Source organism: Achromobacter sp. MUI-25009338 (assembly GCF_057359325.1).
The window spans coordinates 4,296,345-4,313,398 of sequence record NZ_CM170627.1; the positions used below are offsets into that span (position 1 = coordinate 4,296,345).

General features: G+C 67.2%; 10 protein-coding genes. All 10 read right to left on the reverse strand.

The features are described from left to right. Window positions 1-68 precede the first annotated feature (68 nt). Complete coding sequence (locus AC1IQ6_RS20425; RefSeq protein ID WP_485865225.1) at window positions 69-1,367, reverse strand: sulfate adenylyltransferase subunit 1; 1,299 nt, start codon at window positions 1,365-1,367, stop codon at window positions 69-71. 15 nt (window positions 1,368-1,382) lie between these two features. Beyond that, window positions 1,383-2,291 carry a sulfate adenylyltransferase subunit CysD gene (gene cysD, locus AC1IQ6_RS20430; RefSeq protein ID WP_102774859.1) on the reverse strand — a complete coding sequence of 303 codons (909 nt, stop codon included), beginning with the start codon at window positions 2,289-2,291 and terminating at the stop codon, window positions 1,383-1,385. Between the two features lie 40 nt (window positions 2,292-2,331). Next, window positions 2,332-3,072 carry a phosphoadenylyl-sulfate reductase gene (locus AC1IQ6_RS20435; protein ID WP_102774860.1) on the reverse strand — a complete coding sequence of 247 codons (741 nt, stop codon included), beginning with the start codon at window positions 3,070-3,072 and terminating at the stop codon, window positions 2,332-2,334. Then, window positions 3,069-4,133 (reverse strand): sulfate/molybdate ABC transporter ATP-binding protein, encoded by a 1,065-nt coding sequence (locus AC1IQ6_RS20440; RefSeq protein ID WP_102774861.1) that lies wholly within the window; start codon window positions 4,131-4,133, stop codon window positions 3,069-3,071. The genes AC1IQ6_RS20435 and AC1IQ6_RS20440 overlap by 4 nt, the downstream gene beginning before the upstream one ends. A gap of 26 nt (window positions 4,134-4,159) precedes the next feature. Then, window positions 4,160-5,059, reverse strand: a complete 900-nt coding sequence (gene cysW / locus AC1IQ6_RS20445) for a sulfate ABC transporter permease subunit CysW (protein WP_102774862.1) — start codon at window positions 5,057-5,059, stop codon at window positions 4,160-4,162. Next, the gene (cysT, locus tag AC1IQ6_RS20450) at window positions 5,056-5,946 is read right to left on the reverse strand and encodes a sulfate ABC transporter permease subunit CysT (RefSeq protein WP_102774956.1); all 891 of its coding nucleotides are present in this window, start codon (window positions 5,944-5,946) and stop codon (window positions 5,056-5,058) included. The genes cysW and cysT overlap by 4 nt, the downstream gene beginning before the upstream one ends. 22 nt (window positions 5,947-5,968) lie before the next feature. Then, the gene (locus AC1IQ6_RS20455; RefSeq protein WP_485865226.1) at window positions 5,969-6,997 is read right to left on the reverse strand and encodes a sulfate ABC transporter substrate-binding protein; all 1,029 of its coding nucleotides are present in this window, start codon (window positions 6,995-6,997) and stop codon (window positions 5,969-5,971) included. Window positions 6,998-7,145: 148 nt separating this feature from the next. Beyond that, entirely contained in the window at window positions 7,146-7,652 is a 507-nt protein-coding gene (locus AC1IQ6_RS20460) for a contact-dependent growth inhibition system immunity protein (protein ID WP_209166664.1), read from the reverse strand. A gap of 299 nt (window positions 7,653-7,951) precedes the next feature. Then, window positions 7,952-8,215 carry a DUF6990 domain-containing protein gene (locus AC1IQ6_RS20465; protein ID WP_210405823.1) on the reverse strand — a complete coding sequence of 88 codons (264 nt, stop codon included), beginning with the start codon at window positions 8,213-8,215 and terminating at the stop codon, window positions 7,952-7,954. Between the two features lie 590 nt (window positions 8,216-8,805). Beyond that, complete coding sequence (locus AC1IQ6_RS20470) at window positions 8,806-17,025, reverse strand: two-partner secretion domain-containing protein (RefSeq protein ID WP_485865228.1); 8,220 nt, start codon at window positions 17,023-17,025, stop codon at window positions 8,806-8,808. Window positions 17,026-17,054: the final 29 nt, after the last annotated feature.

The following is a 17,054-nucleotide window of genomic DNA, read 5'->3' on the forward strand; positions in this document are numbered from 1 at the left end:
GGTTTAGCACAAAAACAACAGCGCGGATGGGGCCGGGGGGGCCGCCGCCGAGCGGCCGCTCCCGCCGCCTAACGCAGCATGCCCGCCGCAGCGGTCTGGTGCGTGGCTTCGTCGATCAGGATGAACGCCCCGGTCGCCGGCACGTCGGCATAACGATCGACCGCCAGCGCGTCGCGCGTGGTGAAGCTGACCCTGCCGATATCGTTCATGCGCAGCGTGCCTTCGGTGTTCTCCACTTCCTGCAGCTCATGGATATCGCGATGCGACAGCACCGCGCGGATCTTCGCCGACGTCAGCCGCGTGCCCGACTTCAGCAGATACTTGCGCGCCGGGTTCAAGGCCTGCGCGTCGAGCCAGCACAGCTCGGCCTCGAACTCGCGCGCAACCGTGGCGGGCGCCGCGGCGTGCACGATGACGTCGCCGCGCGACACGTCCACGTCACGGTCCAGCACCAGCGTGATCGAATCGCCGGCCACCGCCTCGTCAAGCAGGCGGTCGAAGGCGCGCAGCTCGCGCACCCTGGCGGTCACGCCCGAAGGCTGCACCGCGATCTCGTCGCCCGGGCGCAGCACGCCGCTGGCCACGCGGCCGGCGTAGCCGCGGAAGTCTTCCTTGCGGTCGCCGTCATGACGCGCGACCCATTGCACCGGCAGGCGCAGCGGCGCGGCGCGCCCGTCGGCCGCCAGGTCCAGCGATTCCAGCAGCGCCAGCAGGGGCTGCCCTTCGTACCATGGCGTGTTGGCAGACAGCGTGACCACGTTGTCGCCGTTGAGCGCCGACAGCGGCAGCGCGTCGAAATGCGCGATGCCCAGCTTGGCGGCCAGCGCCGCATAGGCATCGCGGATGCGTTCGAACACGGCGCGATCCCAGTCCACCAGGTCCATCTTGTTGACCGCCACCACGATGTGACGGATGCCCAGCAGGCGCGCGATGGTGCTGTGGCGCTTGGTCTGCGGCAGCAGCTGGCCGTCGGCCGCGCGGGTGGCGTCGATCAGGATCACGGCCACGTCCGCCGTCGACGCCCCGGTCACCATGTTGCGCGTGTACTGCTCGTGGCCCGGCGCGTCGGCGATGATGAATTTGCGGGTCGGCGTGGAGAAATAGCGGTAGGCCACGTCGATGGTGATGCCCTGCTCGCGCTCGGCCTCCAGGCCGTCGGTCAGCAGCGAGAAGTCGATGCCGTCGCCCGCCACGCGCTTGTGCTTGGAGCGCGAGATCGCGTCGAGCTGGTCGGCGAACACGCCCTTGCTGTCGTACAGCAGGCGGCCGATCAGGGTGGACTTGCCGTCGTCCACCGACCCGGCGGTGATCAGGCGCAGCACGCCCGCGTCGGCGCCAAAAAGAAAGGATTCGTTCAGTGCGTTCATGTGCGTCCTTTGCGATCAGAAATAGCCTTCCTTCTTGCGGCGCTCCATCGAGGCCTCGGAAGTCTGGTCGTCCATGCGGGTGGCGCCGCGCTCGGTGATGTCGGTCACCGCGGTCTCGGCGATGATGGCCAGCGGATCGGCTGCCTCGGAAGCCACCGGGCAGGTGCAGGAGATATCGCCCACGGTGCGAAAGCGCACCGGCAGGCGCTCGACCTGCTCGCCTTCCTGCGGCGGCGTCAGCCGCGTGACCGGCACCAAGAGGCCCTTGCGGCGCACCACTTCGCGCTCGTGGCTGTAATAGATGGAAGGCAGCGCCAGCCGTTCGCGCTGGATGTACTGCCAGACGTCCAGCTCGGTCCAGTTCGAGATCGGGAACACGCGCATGTTCTCGCCGCGGTGCACGCGGGTGTTGAACAGGTTCCACAGCTCGGGACGCTGGGCCTTGGGGTCCCATTGGCCGAATTCGTCACGGAACGAAAAAATGCGTTCCTTGGCGCGCGCCTTCTCCTCGTCGCGCCGCGCCCCGCCGATGCAGGCGTCGAAGCCGAATTCCTCGATCGCCTCCAGCAGCGTCACGGCCTGCGCCGCGTTGCGCGAATCGGTCTCGCGGCGCAGCACCACGCTGCCGCGCGCGATCGAGTCCTCCACGCTGCGCACGATCAGGGTCTCGCCCAGCTCGGCCGCGCGCGCGTCGCGGAAAGCGATCACCTCGTCGAAGTTGTGCCCGGTGTCGATATGCATCAGGGGAAACGGAAAGCGGCCGGGCCTGAAGGCCTTTTCCGCCAGGCGCAGCAGCACCACGGAATCCTTGCCGCCCGAAAACAGCAGCACCGGCTTTTCGCTTTCCGCGGCGACCTCGCGCAGGATGAATATCGCTTCCGATTCCAGCCAATCCAGGTGGCTGCGTTGGATGACGGCAGACATGACTACTCCACTAAAACAGATTTCGAATTCAGGGGCGGCGTCATTCGGCGCGCGCCACGACGGAGATGACCCGGTTGCCCGCATGCAGGCCGCATTCCTTGGAGTCCGATGACTCCCACCACCAGCGTCCGGCGCGCAGGTCCTCGCCCGGCCGCACGGCGCGCGTACAGGGCTCGCAGCCGATGGACGGGTAGCCCTGGTCGTGCAGCGGGTTATAGGGAATGCCGAAAGCGCGGATGAGGGACCAGACCTCCTCCTCGCTCCACTCGGCCAGCGGGTTGAACTTGTAGAGGCCGAAGGTCTCGTCGCGCTCTTCCAGCGGCAGTTCGCCGCGGGTGGTGGACTGCGCGCGCCGCTGCCCCGTGATCCAGGCGCCGCGTCCGGCCAGCGCGCGCTTGAGCGGTTCGACCTTGCGAATGCCGCAACAGGCTTTGCGCAGTTCCACACTCTCGTAGAACGCATAGGCGCCGTGCTCGGCCACGTGCCGCGCCACGGCCTCGGCGTCGGGACGGTACACGGTCACCTCGCGTCCGTAGCGCTCGCGCACCGCGTCCAGCACGCCCAGCGTTTCGGCATGCAGCCGGCCCGTGTCCAGCGTAAAGACTTCCAGGTCCGAGCCGGCGGCGTACAGCGCGTGCGTCAGCACCATGTCCTCGGCGGCCAGCGACGAGGCCAGCGCCGCATCGGGGTAGCGGCGCCGGATGTCGGCCAGGGTCAGGTTCAGTTCGCGCCAGCGCGCGGCCAGCCCGTCTTCCAGTTGGGGAAAAAATTCAGTCGTCATGCCGGCACCGCAAAAATGCGCGCCCGCCGCGGACGCGCCAGAAGGATTTCGCCGTCGCGCAGGCCCAGCTCGCGGTATCGCGACTCGGGCACCTCGGCCTCGATCAGCGCCGCCGAGTCCTCGCGCGCCAGTTCCAGGTAGGCGCTGGGCCCGGCCAGATAGGCGTGCGACAGGCGCACCGCGATGCCCTCGGCGCCGGCGCGGTAGCGTTCGATGTCGAATTCGTGCGGCCGCACGTAGGCGGTGGCGCGCTGGCTCTCGGCCTGGGCCAGTTCGGGCGCGGGCAGCGACAGGCCAGCGCCGCTCCAGACCCCGCGCGTGGCCACGCCCTGCAGCGAATTCACGTCTCCCAGAAAGCCATACACGAACGGCGTGGCCGGCGCTTCCCAGACCTCGCGCGGCGTGCCCACCTGTTCGATGCGGCCGGCGTTCATCAGCACCACGCGGTCGGACACCTCCAGCGCTTCTTCCTGGTCATGGGTCACGAACACGCTGGCCACGTGCAGCTCGTCGTGCAGCCGCCGCAGCCAGCGCCGCAGTTCCTTGCGCACCTTGGCGTCCAGCGCGCCGAAAGGTTCGTCCAGCAGCAGCACCCTGGGCTCCACGGCCAGCGCGCGGGCCAGCGCGATGCGCTGGCGCTGGCCGCCGGACAGCTGCGCCGGATAGCGGTCGGCCAGCCAGTCCAGCTGCACCAGGCCCAGCAGGTCGTGCACCTTGCGCCGGATCTGGTCCTCGGGCGGACGCTGCGACCGGTGCTTGACGCGCAGCCCGAAAGCCACGTTCTCGAACACCGTCATGTGCTTGAAGAGCGCGTAGTGCTGGAACACGAAACCGACTTGGCGGCGGCGCACGTCCACCGCCGTGGCGTCCTCGCCCGCGAACAGCACGCTGCCGGCGTCGGCCGACTCCAGCCCCGCGATGATGCGCAGCAGCGTCGTCTTGCCGCAGCCCGAAGGCCCCAGCAGCGCCACCAGCTCGCCCGTCTCGATGTGCAGCGATACGTCGTTCAAGGCGCGGAATTCGCCGAAGCGCTTGGACAGGTTGCGGACTTCGATACTCATTCTGGTCTCCGTGTGGGCCGCCAGTCTCAGGCGGCGGCCGGCTGGATGGGGGCCGTCTGGCCGGGATGCTCGGCCGGCTGGCCGGCGGGCTGCAGCAGGCGCGCATTGCGCCACTCGACCAGGTTCTTGGCCACCAGCGTCACCAGCGCCAGCAAGGCCAGCAGCGAGGCCACCGCGAACGCCGCCGCGTACTGGTATTCGTTGTACAGAATCTCGACGTGCAGGGTCATGGTGTTGGTCAGCCCCCGGATCTGCCCGGACACCACCGAGACCGCGCCGAACTCGCCCATGGCGCGCGCGTTGCACAGGATGGCGCCATACAGCAGGCCCCATTTGATGTTCGGCAGCGTCACGCGCCAGAAGATCTGCCAGCCGCTGGCGCCCAGCGTCAGCGCGGCCTGTTCTTCCTCGCTGCCCTGCGCCTGCATCAGCGGTATCAGCTCGCGCGCGACGAACGGAAAGGTCACGAACAGCGAGGCCAGGACGATGCCGGGCACGGCGTAGACGATCTTGATGTCATGCGCCTGCAGCCAGCCGCCGAACCAGCCCTGCGAGCCGAACAGCAGCACGAACACCAGGCCGGCCACCACCGGCGACACCGAAAACGGCAGATCGATCAGGGTGATCAGGAACTGCTTGCCCCGGAACTGGAACTTGGTGACCGCCCACGCCGCCGCGACCCCGAACACCAGGTTCAGCGGCAGCGCGATCGCCGCCACCAGCAGCGTCAGGCGGATCGCGGCCAGCGCGTCCGGCTCGACGATGGCGGCCAGGTACAGCTCCCAGCCCTTCTTGAAGGCCTCGGCGAACACCGCCGCCAAGGGCACGATCAGGAACAGCGCCAGGAACGCCAGCGCGACGGTCAGCAGCAGGCCGCGCGCCCAGCGCGGCTCGGTCAGGTGGGCGGGACGGTCCGATGCGCTCATGCCAGCCTCCCCAGATTGCGGCGCGACTGCCAGCCTTGCAGCAGGTTGATCACCAGCAGCAGCGCGAACGACAGCAGCAGCATCACGGTCGCGATGGCGGCCGCGCCTGCGTAGTCGAACTCCTCCAGCTTGGCGATGATGAGCAGCGGCGTGATCTCCGACACCATGGGCATGTTGCCGGCGATGAACACCACCGATCCGTACTCCCCGATGGCGCGCGCGAAGGCCAGCGCGAAACCCGTCATCAGGGCGGGCAGCAGGATCGGAAACAACACCCGGCGGATGGTCTGCCAACGGCTCGCGCCCAGGCTGGCGGCGGCTTCCTCGATCTCGCGCTCCACGTCCTCCAGCACCGGCTGCACCGTGCGCACCACGAACGGCACGCCGATGAAAATCAGCGCCACCACGATGCCCAGCGGCGTGAACGCCACTTTCCAGCCGAACCATTCGGCCAGCGGCGCGCCCAGCCAGCCCTTCTCGGAATACAGCGCGGTCAGCGCGATACCGGCCACCGCCGTGGGCAGCGCGAACGGCAGGTCCACCAGCGCGTCCAGGATCTTCTTGCCCGGAAAACGGTAGCGCACCAGCACCCAGGCCACGATGGTGCCGAACACCAGGTTCACCAGCGCCGCGACCAGCGAAGCCCCGAACGTCAGCTGGTACGAGGCCACCACCCGCGGCGCGGCCACCGTGTCCCAGAACCCCTGCCAGCCCAGCGCCGCGCTGCGGATGGGCAGCGCCGCCAGCGGGATGAGCACCAGCACGCTGAGGTACAGCACGGCATAGCCCATCGAGATGCCGAAGCCGGGCAGCACGCCCGGGCTGCGCCGGCGCGCGGCGAACAAGGCCGGCGCAGCGCTGGCCGTATGAGTGGCGGCAGAAGTCATGGCCATGGTCCGGTCGATGCGCCTATTTCTTCTGCGGCAGGTAAATCTGGTCGAACGTGCCGCCGTCGCTGAAGTGGTCCTTCTGCGCCTTGCGCCAGCCGCCGAAGATCTTGTCGTCGATGTTCACGAGCTTGACCTTGGGAAACTTGTCCGCGTATTTCGCCGCCACGGCCGGATCGATGGGCCGGTAGTAATTCTTCGCGATGATTTCCTGGGCCGCCGGCGTATAGAGGAACTCCAGATAGGCCTGGGCCGCCTTGCGCGTGCCCTTCCTGTCCACCACCTTGTCGACCACGGCGACCGGCGGCTCGGCCAGGATCGACAGGGACGGCACCACGATGTCGAACTTGTCCGGCCCCAGCTCCTCGAGCGCCAGAAAAGCCTCGTTCTCCCACGCCAGCAGCACGTCGCCCACGCCGCGCTCCACAAAGGTGGTGGTGGCGCCGCGCGCGCCGGTATCGAGCACCGGCACGTGCCGCAGCAGATCGCCGACGAAAGCCCGGGCGCGCTCCTCGCTGCCGCCGTTCTTATCCAGCGCATAGGCCCAGGCCGCCAGATAATTCCAGCGCGCCCCGCCCGAGGTCTTGGGATTGGGCGTAATCACCTGCACCCCGTCCTTGACCAGGTCGTCCCAGTCCTTGATCTGCTTGGGATTGCCCTTGCGCACCAGGAAAACGATGGTCGAGGTATAGGGGGAACTGTTCTGCGGCAGGCGCGCCTGCCAGTCGGCGGGCAGCAGCCCGCGGTCCGCGATGGCGTCGATGTCATAGGCCAGGGCCAGCGTCACCACGTCGGCCTCCAGCCCGTCGATGACCGAGCGCGCCTGGCGGCCCGAGCCGCCGTGCGACTGGCGTATGGTCAGCTCGACGCCGGCCTGTTCCTTGTACTGATCGGCGAACGCGGTATCGATGGCGCGATACAGCTCGCGGGTCGGGTCATACGAGACATTGAGCAGCGTCTGCTTCTGCTGCGCCTGGACGGGCGCGATGGCGGCGAACGACAACGTAACGGCGGCCACGGCGGCCAGCCAACCGGCTTTCCTGAAAGACATCCCTGCTCCCTGTGTCTAGCAACGTGGAAGCAAGTTTGCGGGCTAGCCGATCTGAACGGAACGAATCATTATTTGGTTGCTCATCGCTTTGAGGCATATAGGATGGGCCGGCGAGACGGACTGGCCGGCGACGCACCCGCCACGCCGGCTACACCTTTCCCTTGCAACGTTCCAGGGCCAGACGAAGCGCTGCGCCGACCGCATCGGGATAACTGTTATAGGCAAGCGTGACGTGGTGTTCCTTCGTTATCCCCTTGCTGGTCCACGCTCCCCTTCTGTCGCGGTGGCTGGGATATATGGTCAGGACGCCCTCCACGACGTCCACGAAGCAGAATTTCATCCGATCAAAGAGATCCGACTTTCTTTTATAGGAAAACCTTGCCATCGTCGCGGCCACCCACTCGTTGTATTTTTCCGTGGCACGGCCTTTGACATCGAAAAACCCTGGCTCGTCCTCCGGGTCGATCATTCGGCTTGCAGCCAGGGCCTGCAGCAGGCTCGCTCCCAATTCATTATCGGGGGATACGCGCGACAGAAAGAAACTCCTTCCCTTGGGATCGGGAAGCGCAATGACATGTCCCGATAGGGTCTGCACGAAAATGAAATCCCTATTCGCCTTGACCTCCGCCCACAGCTTTTGAATGGTCCCGTTCATTTCAAGAATTGATTCAAGAATGGTTAGGCATCGATATGAATGCCTTCAGAATAGCCCTACCCTCTCGGCGAATCGTCGGGAATAAGACCGAATTTCTGAACGAGCTCTCTGCTTGGGATCGAATTACCGTCGTTTGCTTGCGGGAATTTCTGAGTGATGTGCGGACCGATCATGAGCGTTGGCAACCTGCCTTTGCATCCGCTAAGCCGTCCGTCTCGCACTGCCTTTTTAGCTTATCCGCTTGACTGCCACAGTCTCACGCAGGAATCAGATTGAATCCTGGCTATTCTTCGATGATTTCACGTTTTTTTTTGAGCGATCAGGATCGCTCGATCGATCATGTCTACAGTGATGTAGGGCACGAATCCGAGTCTGTCGCCCTTTTCAAAACTGTTCTTGTAGCTGTTCAGGCGTTCGACATCACCGGCGATCGCCAAGGCAGCGAGATGACGAAGGGGCATTTCACCTTTAGCGTCAGTCGGCAAATTTCTATAGGCCGACAATCCAGCGCCTAGGTCCTGGGATTGAGCCCAGGATATGGCTCCGTCGGAAAGTCCCTGCACGTCCTCTGCAGAAATGCTCGTAAGCCAAAAACCTTCGGCAACAACCACCCGTTGATTTGATTTATCGGCGGCTATGCTCGAAATTTCTCATTGACCATAAAGTTTTCTTCTCCGGCCTGTTCAACTTTCTGGTTTCTTGGAGTCTAGGTGCTCGAAAAAATTGAGCACATGTTCAGTCAATCCAGCCATATCCCGATATGCAATAGCTCCAAACTCTGGTTCATACCTCGTCATGTACTTTCTTGGAGAAATCTCTAGATCCTGCGCCTTCTGCTCAACCTCCAAAAGGCGACGGGGCATTATTACCCAGTTCGAACGCCTCCCGGACCCACGGTCGAAGTCCTGCAGAACCCAACTTACCATTCCTCTATAACTTAAAATAGCCCCCCGGAGCAGGGATATGACTTCTGGCTTATCCTGTTCGAACCGAAACAATATTTCCGGAGGGCATTCAATTTGACTTCCAATCTCCCACCCCACGGCTGACCGAATAACATACTCACTCGCCGTCGATTTTCGCCATTCAGTTGGACCCAGCGATTCTATAAAATCCACAAGCTGACGGCATTCATCTTTTGGAATTGGAATTTTCATTTCAACCCCCGCAATTCGTCGGAAATGATAAACCCTCCCGGGTTTAGTTTCTTCATATACGCTTCCCAATCACCCTTAGGCACAGGCTCGAGGGACAGCCGAGGATCATAGACATATCGTCCGTCAGTATAAATCTGATGATAGCCGAGATTTCTCTCGATATATCCATTTTCAAGAACATTCAATCCGTATTTTATCTTGGGTCTCACTTCGATTATTTTTCCAACTCCTCCAGATCTTTTCAGCAACTCCCCCGCCAATTCAGAGCAATCTACGTTGTGGCAGTTTTCCGCCATCTTTCTTATTTCTGGCCGCTGCATTGCATTAACAACTGCTTCATTAGGAGGAAAATCAGGATTGACCGGCCGGAACGGGCGATCCATTTTAGGAGGGATCACCTTGCCGCTCGCTTCTTGCCCCTGCTTCCCCTTGGGAGCACTGCCTTTGGGTATCCCTCCCGCACCACCTCCGTCACTGTCTATCGGGCTTACGCCCTTGACCGCCGCAAAGACGGCCGGCGCTTTGACCAAGGTTTCAATCACATACCGGTCGACAGCCCGGCTCGGATCCGACTGATTCTGCTGCAGCCGTTCAAGAGCTGCTTTCAACTCATGCGGGCGGTATTGCCTGGACTCTTCCAGCGACTCCAGGTACTGCATGCCTGCGATGGTTCGGTCGCTTAGCCGGGTGGCCGCTTCTTGATACGCTTCCAGATACCGCCGGCGTTCAAGCGCCCTGTCTTGCAGGCAAGTCTTGTCGCCATTGCAGGCGGGGACATTCTTGTTGTCGATGACATCGATGGATGCGCTCAGGAAACGTATTGCGTCCTGGCAACTGTCCTCACTCACACAACCCGCTAGCCGGTCGAGCTTTTCTTTGAACCGCTCCGTGTGCACTGCGGCGGGGTCTTTCAGCGTGTTGTTTTCCAGTTCCAACCGCGCCGCCTCATTGACCGAGGCTACGGCTTTCGGGTCCAGCGTTGCCGTCAAGCCGGCGACAATGCTAGTCACTGCATTGATCCGCGCCTCGCGCTCAGCGGAGTCCAGCTTCGCCGCAGGTTTCCCGAACGCCTGATCGATGAGTTGGTTGAGGACGATGCCAGCCGATGCGCCTGCAACGCCTTGCGCGCACCCGTTGCTTTTCGCCGCAGTGCCGGCGCACCCCAAGAGCGCGTGCAACGCGATCTGGCCGGGCGAACCCTCGCCGCCCAGCAATGGGGAGAGTTCCTTGATCTTGGCTGCGCCCAAACCTTGCAGGTAGTTCACCGCCGCCGCCTGCACAAACTCGCCTGCGGGTCCGGTGACATTTCCCCCTGCCGCCATAGTCACGGCCGTCAATCCTTGCCGATAGGCGCCTCCTGGCCCCCACTTGGCGGCCGCGTCGTACTGAAGTTCCAACTGCCTCTTGCGTTCGGCATTCGTTTCGACATCGATCGCCTTCTTGAGCGCATCGGCCTCCTGCGCCCGATTCGCCAGCAACTGCCCCACCTGCCGGCTGGCTTCCGAGGCGATCTCGAAACCCGCCTCGATCTTTTCCTTGTCGAAGATCGGCTGCAGCGCGTTGTGCGCGCCGGCCGTGTCGCGGTTCAGCGACGCGATCGTCTGCGACGGCGTCATGCCGGTCAGCTCCTGCTGCGCGGCCGCGTCGCGGATGACGATGCGGCCGGCGCCGATCGCGCTTTGCGTGGTCGAGCTGGCGCTGCCTTGGGCGCCCAGCGCCACCGGCGCATTGATGCCGGCCTTGCCGTCGCCCAGGGCGACGCCTCCTCCTAGCGCGACCTGGCTGGCGTTGTAGTCGGCTCGGTTCTCCAGGTCCTGCGCGACCAGCGTGCCGGTGTTCAGCTGGTTCAGCGCGTCGGCCACGGCCTGGTCGCCGCTGGCGATGACGCTGCCGATCAGCGTGGCGCCGCGCTTGACCACGATCTGGAAGCCGCCGTCGCCGGCCCGCAGCCCCGTCTGCTCGGAGACGGCCTGGAAGTCGCTTTGCATCCGGCCCGCGCCGGCGTTGGCGCTGATGCTGCTGACGCAGGTTCCGGTCAGGCAGATCGAGGCGCCGATGCCCGCGCTCCGGTTCTGCGCCTGGTACTGGCTGCTGTCCTGCGGGCTTTGCAGCAGCAGCTCGTCGCCGGCCGAGACGACGATGCGTTGCGCGGCGCCGGATGCGCCGTGCAGCGTGGTGTCGCCGCCGGACTGCAGCGCCAGCGTGTCGCCGGCGGTGACGCGGCTGGGGGTGGCGCGCTGGTCGCGTCCATTGGCGCGGCCCCGGCTCGCGGAAGCGCCCAGCTCCAGCGTGACGCCGCTGTTGACGGCGCCCAGGCCCAGCCCCAGGCCGATGCTGGCGCTGCTGCTGCGGCTGTCGGTCTTCTGTTCGACGGTGTTGCTCGCGGCCTGCAGCAGGACGTCGCCTTCGGCCTGGAGCATGGCGTTGCCGCCGGCCGACAGGGTCGAGCCGGTGACCGTGATGTCGGCGTCACGGCCCGCGCCTTGCGCGATGACGCGCACGTCCCGGTCGGCCTCGATGCGCGAGCCGGCCGCGCGGGTCGTGGTGCGGTCGGTGGTGCTGCGGCTTTGGCTCGTGCCCAGGCTTAGCTGGATGCTCACGCCGCCGGCCTGCTGCAGCGCGCTGGCGTCGGGCGCGCCGCGCGCCTGTTGCAGGGCGTCGTAGGCATTGACGGCGGCCAGGCCCGTGGTGGCGCCGGCCAGGCCCTGCATCACCGGGTTGTCGACCTTGCCGGCGGCCTCCGTCATGCGCCGGCCGGTCTGCACCGCGCCGATCACGGGGTTGCTGGCCGTGATGGACAGGCCCGACTGCTTGATCTCATGGACCTCGCGTTCGCGGGACGTGTCCAGCGCGGCGCCGATATTTACCTGTTTGCCGCTCAGGCTGACGCTGCCCTGGGGCGCCAGCACCTTGCTGGCGACGATGTCGAGCCGGTCGCCGGCGGCGATCCGGGTGTCGCCTTCGACGCTGCCCACGGTGCTGGCGGCCGACAAGGCCGTCTTGCTGTCGATGGCGTCGGTCTGCCTGCGCGTGCCGATGCTCAGGCCGCCCAGCGCGCCGAAGCCGGACTTCTTGACCATCCTGTAGTCGTAGTCGTCCTGGGTGTTGCGAGCCGCGGCGATGTCGACGTCGCGCCCGCCGAACAGGAGCAGGTCCTGCTGCGCACCGGCGTTGGCGCCGGCGAGCTTCAGGTCGCGGCCGGCCAGCAGCGAGGCGGTTTCGCCCGTGAAGGTCGTGCCCTGGGCGCGGGTCCAGTCGGTCGACTGGATGGTGTGCGTGGTCTTGGACGAGAAGAAGCCGCTGGTCTTGTAGTAGCTTTCGTCGCGCGCGGAGCCCGCCTGTTCGCCCGCGCGCAGGTTGATGTCGCGCTGCGCGCCCACGCCCAGATGCTTGCCGGCGGTGACGTCGGCGGCGCGGGCGTCGATGTCGCGACCGGCGACCGCCGTCAGGTTGCCGCCGGCAGCCAGTGTCGTGCCGACCTCCTTGCGGGTGTCGAGGTCGTGGCGGTTGCGCCTGTCGGCGACGATGCGTTCGCCGTGGCGCTCGGTGAGCGTGTCGAACCGGATGTCGCGCCCGGCCTCCAGGCGCGCGTCGTCCTGCACGCGCACCTGCGCGGCGGTCAGGCTCAGGTCGCGCCCGGCCTGCATGGCCAGGCGGTCGGCGTCCACCCGCGCCACGCCGCTGACATGCGTGCCCCAGATGTTGCCGTGCTGCTCGGATTCTGCCGTCGAAGTCAGGGCGAGGTCGCGCCCGGCGCGAAGCGTCGCCGTGCCGGCCAGGATGCGCGCGGCCACGTTGCTCAGGTCCGTGCGCGCGTCGAGGTCGACGCGGCGGCCCTGTATCGTGCCGCCGGCCTGGTTGACGATGCGGCCGGCGCCGATGACGGTGGCCTCGCGCGCGGCGAGCGTGCCGCTGTTGGCGACCTCGCCGTCCGCGGCGATACGGACCGTACGGCCCGCCATGAGCGTGCCGTCGCCCTTGAGGTCGCCCTCGCGCACCAGCAGGTAGACCTTTGGCGCCAGCACCGTGCGGGTGGTGCCGTCGGGCAGTGTCACGGTCTGTTCGACCAGCCAGACCAGGTCGGTCGTCAACTGGCGCTGCTGCGCCTCGGTCAGCGCGACGCCGAGCTTGAGTCCGTGTTCGCGCCCGAACCGGGCGCCGGCGGCAAGCAGGGCCTTGTACTGCGCGTCCTGGCTGCCGTAGTTCTCCAGGAAGCGCTGGCCGGTGGTGGCCAGGATCTGGTCGGACACGGCCTGCTGTTCATGCAGGCCGTCGCCCAGGCGCCGCGGCTGGCCCGAGGGCGTGAGGAAGCGCGCGTCCGGCCCCGCTGCGCCGGCCCCGCGCAGCAGCTCCAGCAGATAGTCGCTGGACACGGCCGGGTCCCGGCCCGCGAATCGCTTGTCGGTGGCCACGAGGTAAGGCGCGTCGGGGCGGCCGTCCACGGTGAACAGCTGGCTGTCGGGGATGCCGGCCGAGCCCGAGACGCTGCGCACCTCGCTGCCGCCGGGCAGGCCCACGCCGACCACCTCGACCGGCGCGGGCGCACGGCCGCGCAGATCGACCTGGGCGTGGCCGCCGACCGTGCCCACCGGCACCTCCGCGGAATCGCTGGCCAGGGTGGCGACATAGGGGACCGTGGTTTCCCGGCGGTGGCTCCGGCGCGCCTGGGTATAGGTGGCGGTGCCCTCGCGGGTGATGACTCGCTGGCCGCTGGCGCCGATGTTGCGGACCGCCGGTCCTTCCACCGCCAGATCGCCGTCGGCGGCGATCCGGCTTTTATCGTTGATGACCTCGCCGTTCAGCCGCATCGCGCCGCCGGCCAGTATCCGGGCCGGATCGGACGAGGTGGTGCGCGTTTCGGTGACGGTCTCGGTGACCCGGTAGTAGGTGAAGTGAGGAACCAGCCGCCGGGCGTAGTCGCGGTTGAAGGCCCAGATGTGCTTGTCCAGCTCCAGGTGCCGGGTCTTGTATTCGATGTAGGCGGCCTCGTACCCGGGTTCGTACCATTTGGGCAGCGGGTCGGGCGGCGTCACCCCGAATATGCCCCAGATGCGGTCGTCCCTGGCATAACGGTACTGTTTGGGGCGCGGCCAGCAACTCGCCTCGTCTTCATCGGGGCAACCTTCGTCGCCCGTGATTTGGGACAGCCAGATCGGCACGTTCCGACGTGACTTGTCCTTCATCCCCTCCTCGTGGAAAAAGGGCGGGCCGTAGCGGTCGGCGGGATACCGCTCGGACGGCAGCAGGAACTGGCGTCCGGGATCGTCGTTGAGCCAGACCGGGTCTCTGCCGCACATGGGTGTGACGTCGTCGCACAGCCAGTGGTCCTGCGCGTCGTACATGTCGGTCGTGCCGGCCGGCGAGTAATACACCTTGGGCGTAGACGACACGGTCACCGTCTCGCTGGCGTAGCGGTCGTTGCGGTTGCGCAGCTGCACGGCCGAGATATCGGCGTCGCGCGCCGCCTCGATGGTGGCCGAGGCGTTCAGCAGCGATTGCGCCTGGCCCGTGGCGCGGCCCTTGGCGTCGCGCGCGCCGCCGATGCGCAGGTCCCTGGCCGCGTAGATCAGCGCGTGCTCGCGATTGGTCAGCTCGGTGACGCCCAGGTCCAGGTCGGTGCGCGAGGCGATGACGGCCGTGGCGTCGTTGAGCAGGCTCTTCGCGCCGATCGACACGGCGTCGCCGTAGATGCGGCCGCGGTTGATGAGCTCTGGCGCCGTGATGTCCGTTGCGGCGCCGTCGATCAGGCCGTCGTTGGTCAGCGCGCCGGAAACGTCGAGGCTGTTGTTGCGCCCGGCCAGCAGTTCGCCGTCGGCCCGGTTGTCGAGCTTGCGGACCCGCAGCTTCAGGTCCTGGGCGGCGTGGATGAGGCCGCCCCGGTTGTCGACCTCGTCGGCCTGTATCTCGACCGCCTTGCCTTGCAGGCCGCGCGCCGGCGCGTCGGTGGCAGGCGGTGCGGCGCGATTGATCAGCTTGGCCGCCGACACGGCCAGCTTGCCGCCGGCCTCGATCAGGCCGCCGGCGTTGTCCAGTTCGTCGTCCACTTCAACGCTGGCGTCGCCGGTGGCGCTGAGTTCGCCCGCCAGCTTCAGCGCCTTGGCAGCCACCTTCACGTCCTTGCCGGCCAGCGTGACGCCGGCATGCGCGATGGTCTGCGCCGATAGCGTCACGCTGCCCGGCCGGCTCAGCTTGCCCTTGGCGTCCACGCCGGCGACCAGGCGGCCGGCGTTGTCCAGTGCCTGCCCTGCACGGGCGTCGAGATCGCCGCCGGCCATCGCCGTGCCGGTATTGGTCAGCGTGGCGCCGGCGTTCAGGACAGCGCGGCCGTTGGAAGCGAGCAGGCCGTTGTTGACGAGCGCCTTGCCCGCATCCAGCCCTAGCGATTCGCCCGCCAGCATGCGCCCTTGGCCGCCGACCGTGATGCCGCGGGCCGTCAGCATCAAGGCCGCATCGCTGGCCGCCGTACCGTCCACGCGCGCATTGCGCGCCGCGGCCAGCATCAGCGCCTTGATCGAGGTCACCGTGCCGGCAACGGCCAGGTCGCGGCCGGCGGCAAGATCCATCGTGTCCGCGGCCTGCACCTGCGCGTCCTGCCTGACGCGCAGATCCCGCCCGCTGGAGGCGGCCAGCTTGCCGGGGCCGCGCTTGCCGAGCGCGGCGACGGTGCCGCCCAGCCGCAGGTCGCGGCCGGCCGCCAGCGTCATCGCGGCGCCCGCGGCCAGCGTGCCGCCTGTTTCGATGTCATTGCCGGCGCGCGCGACGAGCGCGCCATCGGCCCAGACGTGGCTGCGTTCGCCCAGCTTCAGGTCCTGGCCGGCCGCGAGGTTCAGCGTTCCCTGCGCCGAGCCGATCAGGCCCTGCACGCGCAGCGCGCCGCCCGCATTGACGTCGGCGCCACCATTGGCGCGCAGCTGACCGGCGACGGTCACGTCGCCATCGGCGCGCAGGCGGGCCGTGTCCATCGCGTCGAGCGCGCCCGCCGCGCCGATGCGCGCGTCGCCTCCCGCGGACAGGTCGAGCCTGCCGGCCGCGCCGATGCTGCCGTCGGCGCTCAGGCCGCGGCCGGCGGTGGCCTGGACGCCGCGCCCCCAGACCCGGCTGCCTTCGGCCAGCCACAGGTCGCCGCCGCTGGCCAGGCGCAAGGCGCCGCCGTCGGCCAGCGCGCTGCCGTCCAGACGGAGGTCGCCCGCGACCTGGATGTCCAGGTCCGCATCGCTCCAGGCCTCGCCCAATACCGAGGCCTTGCCGCCCGCACGCAGCGTCGCCGACGCCTTGGCCTGCGCGCGGCCTTCGACCGACAGGTCGCCCGCGGCCGTCACGCGCAGCTCGCGCGCGGACTGCAGCGTGCCGCCGGATGCGATCGTTACGTCGCCGGCCGCGTTCAGTTCCAGCGGGCCCGTGAGCGCCACCAGATTGCCGCCCACGTTCACGCCCACGCCGGCCTCGGTGCCGATCAGCCGGATGCTGTTGGCGTACATGCCGCCCAGCGCCGCCGTGTCCACCGCCAGGGCCGGCGCGGGACCCTCGCCCGGACGCGCCGTGACCGCGCCCGTGCCGTAGTCCACGCGCGCCGCGCCCGCCGTGACGTTCAGCTGCCCGGCCCAGATGCCCGCGCGGACCTCCAGCGACCGCGCCATCAGGTCGAGCTGTTCCAGGTTGGACCCGAGCAGGCCCTCGCCTTCGACGCGCAGCGTGCCGGACGCCACGTCCAGGCCGATGCCGCCGTCCGGGCCGACCGTCGGCCTGCCAGTGGCCAGCGTGGCGCGCCCGGCGTTCAGAAAGCCGCAGCCCTTGCAGGTGATGCCGGCCGGGTTGGCGACGATGACATTGGCGCGCCGGCCGGCGACTTCCAGCGTGCCCAGCAGTTGCGAGGGATTGGGCGCGGTGACCTGGTTCAGGATGGTGGCCGCGTGGCGGTTGCCCAGCATGGGGTTGCCGCCGATCTGCCCGGCCAATTGCGTGCTGCTGGCGCCGCCGCTGTTGTTCAGCACGGCGCCGGAGGCGCCGACGTTGAACTGCGTGTAGCGGTTGTCCGATACGCCGCCTGCGGACGGCGGCGCGATCTGCACCACCGGTACGCCCCGGCTGACGCCGATCACGGGGCGCGGACCCGGCGCGCCGCGGTCCACGGCGATGGGCAGGGCCTGCGCCAGCACAGGCGTCCAGACCTGCGTGTAGAGGATCAGCCAGACGATGGCGCGACGGAGCTTGGACATGTTGCGGCGACTCCCGATGATCGATGCAA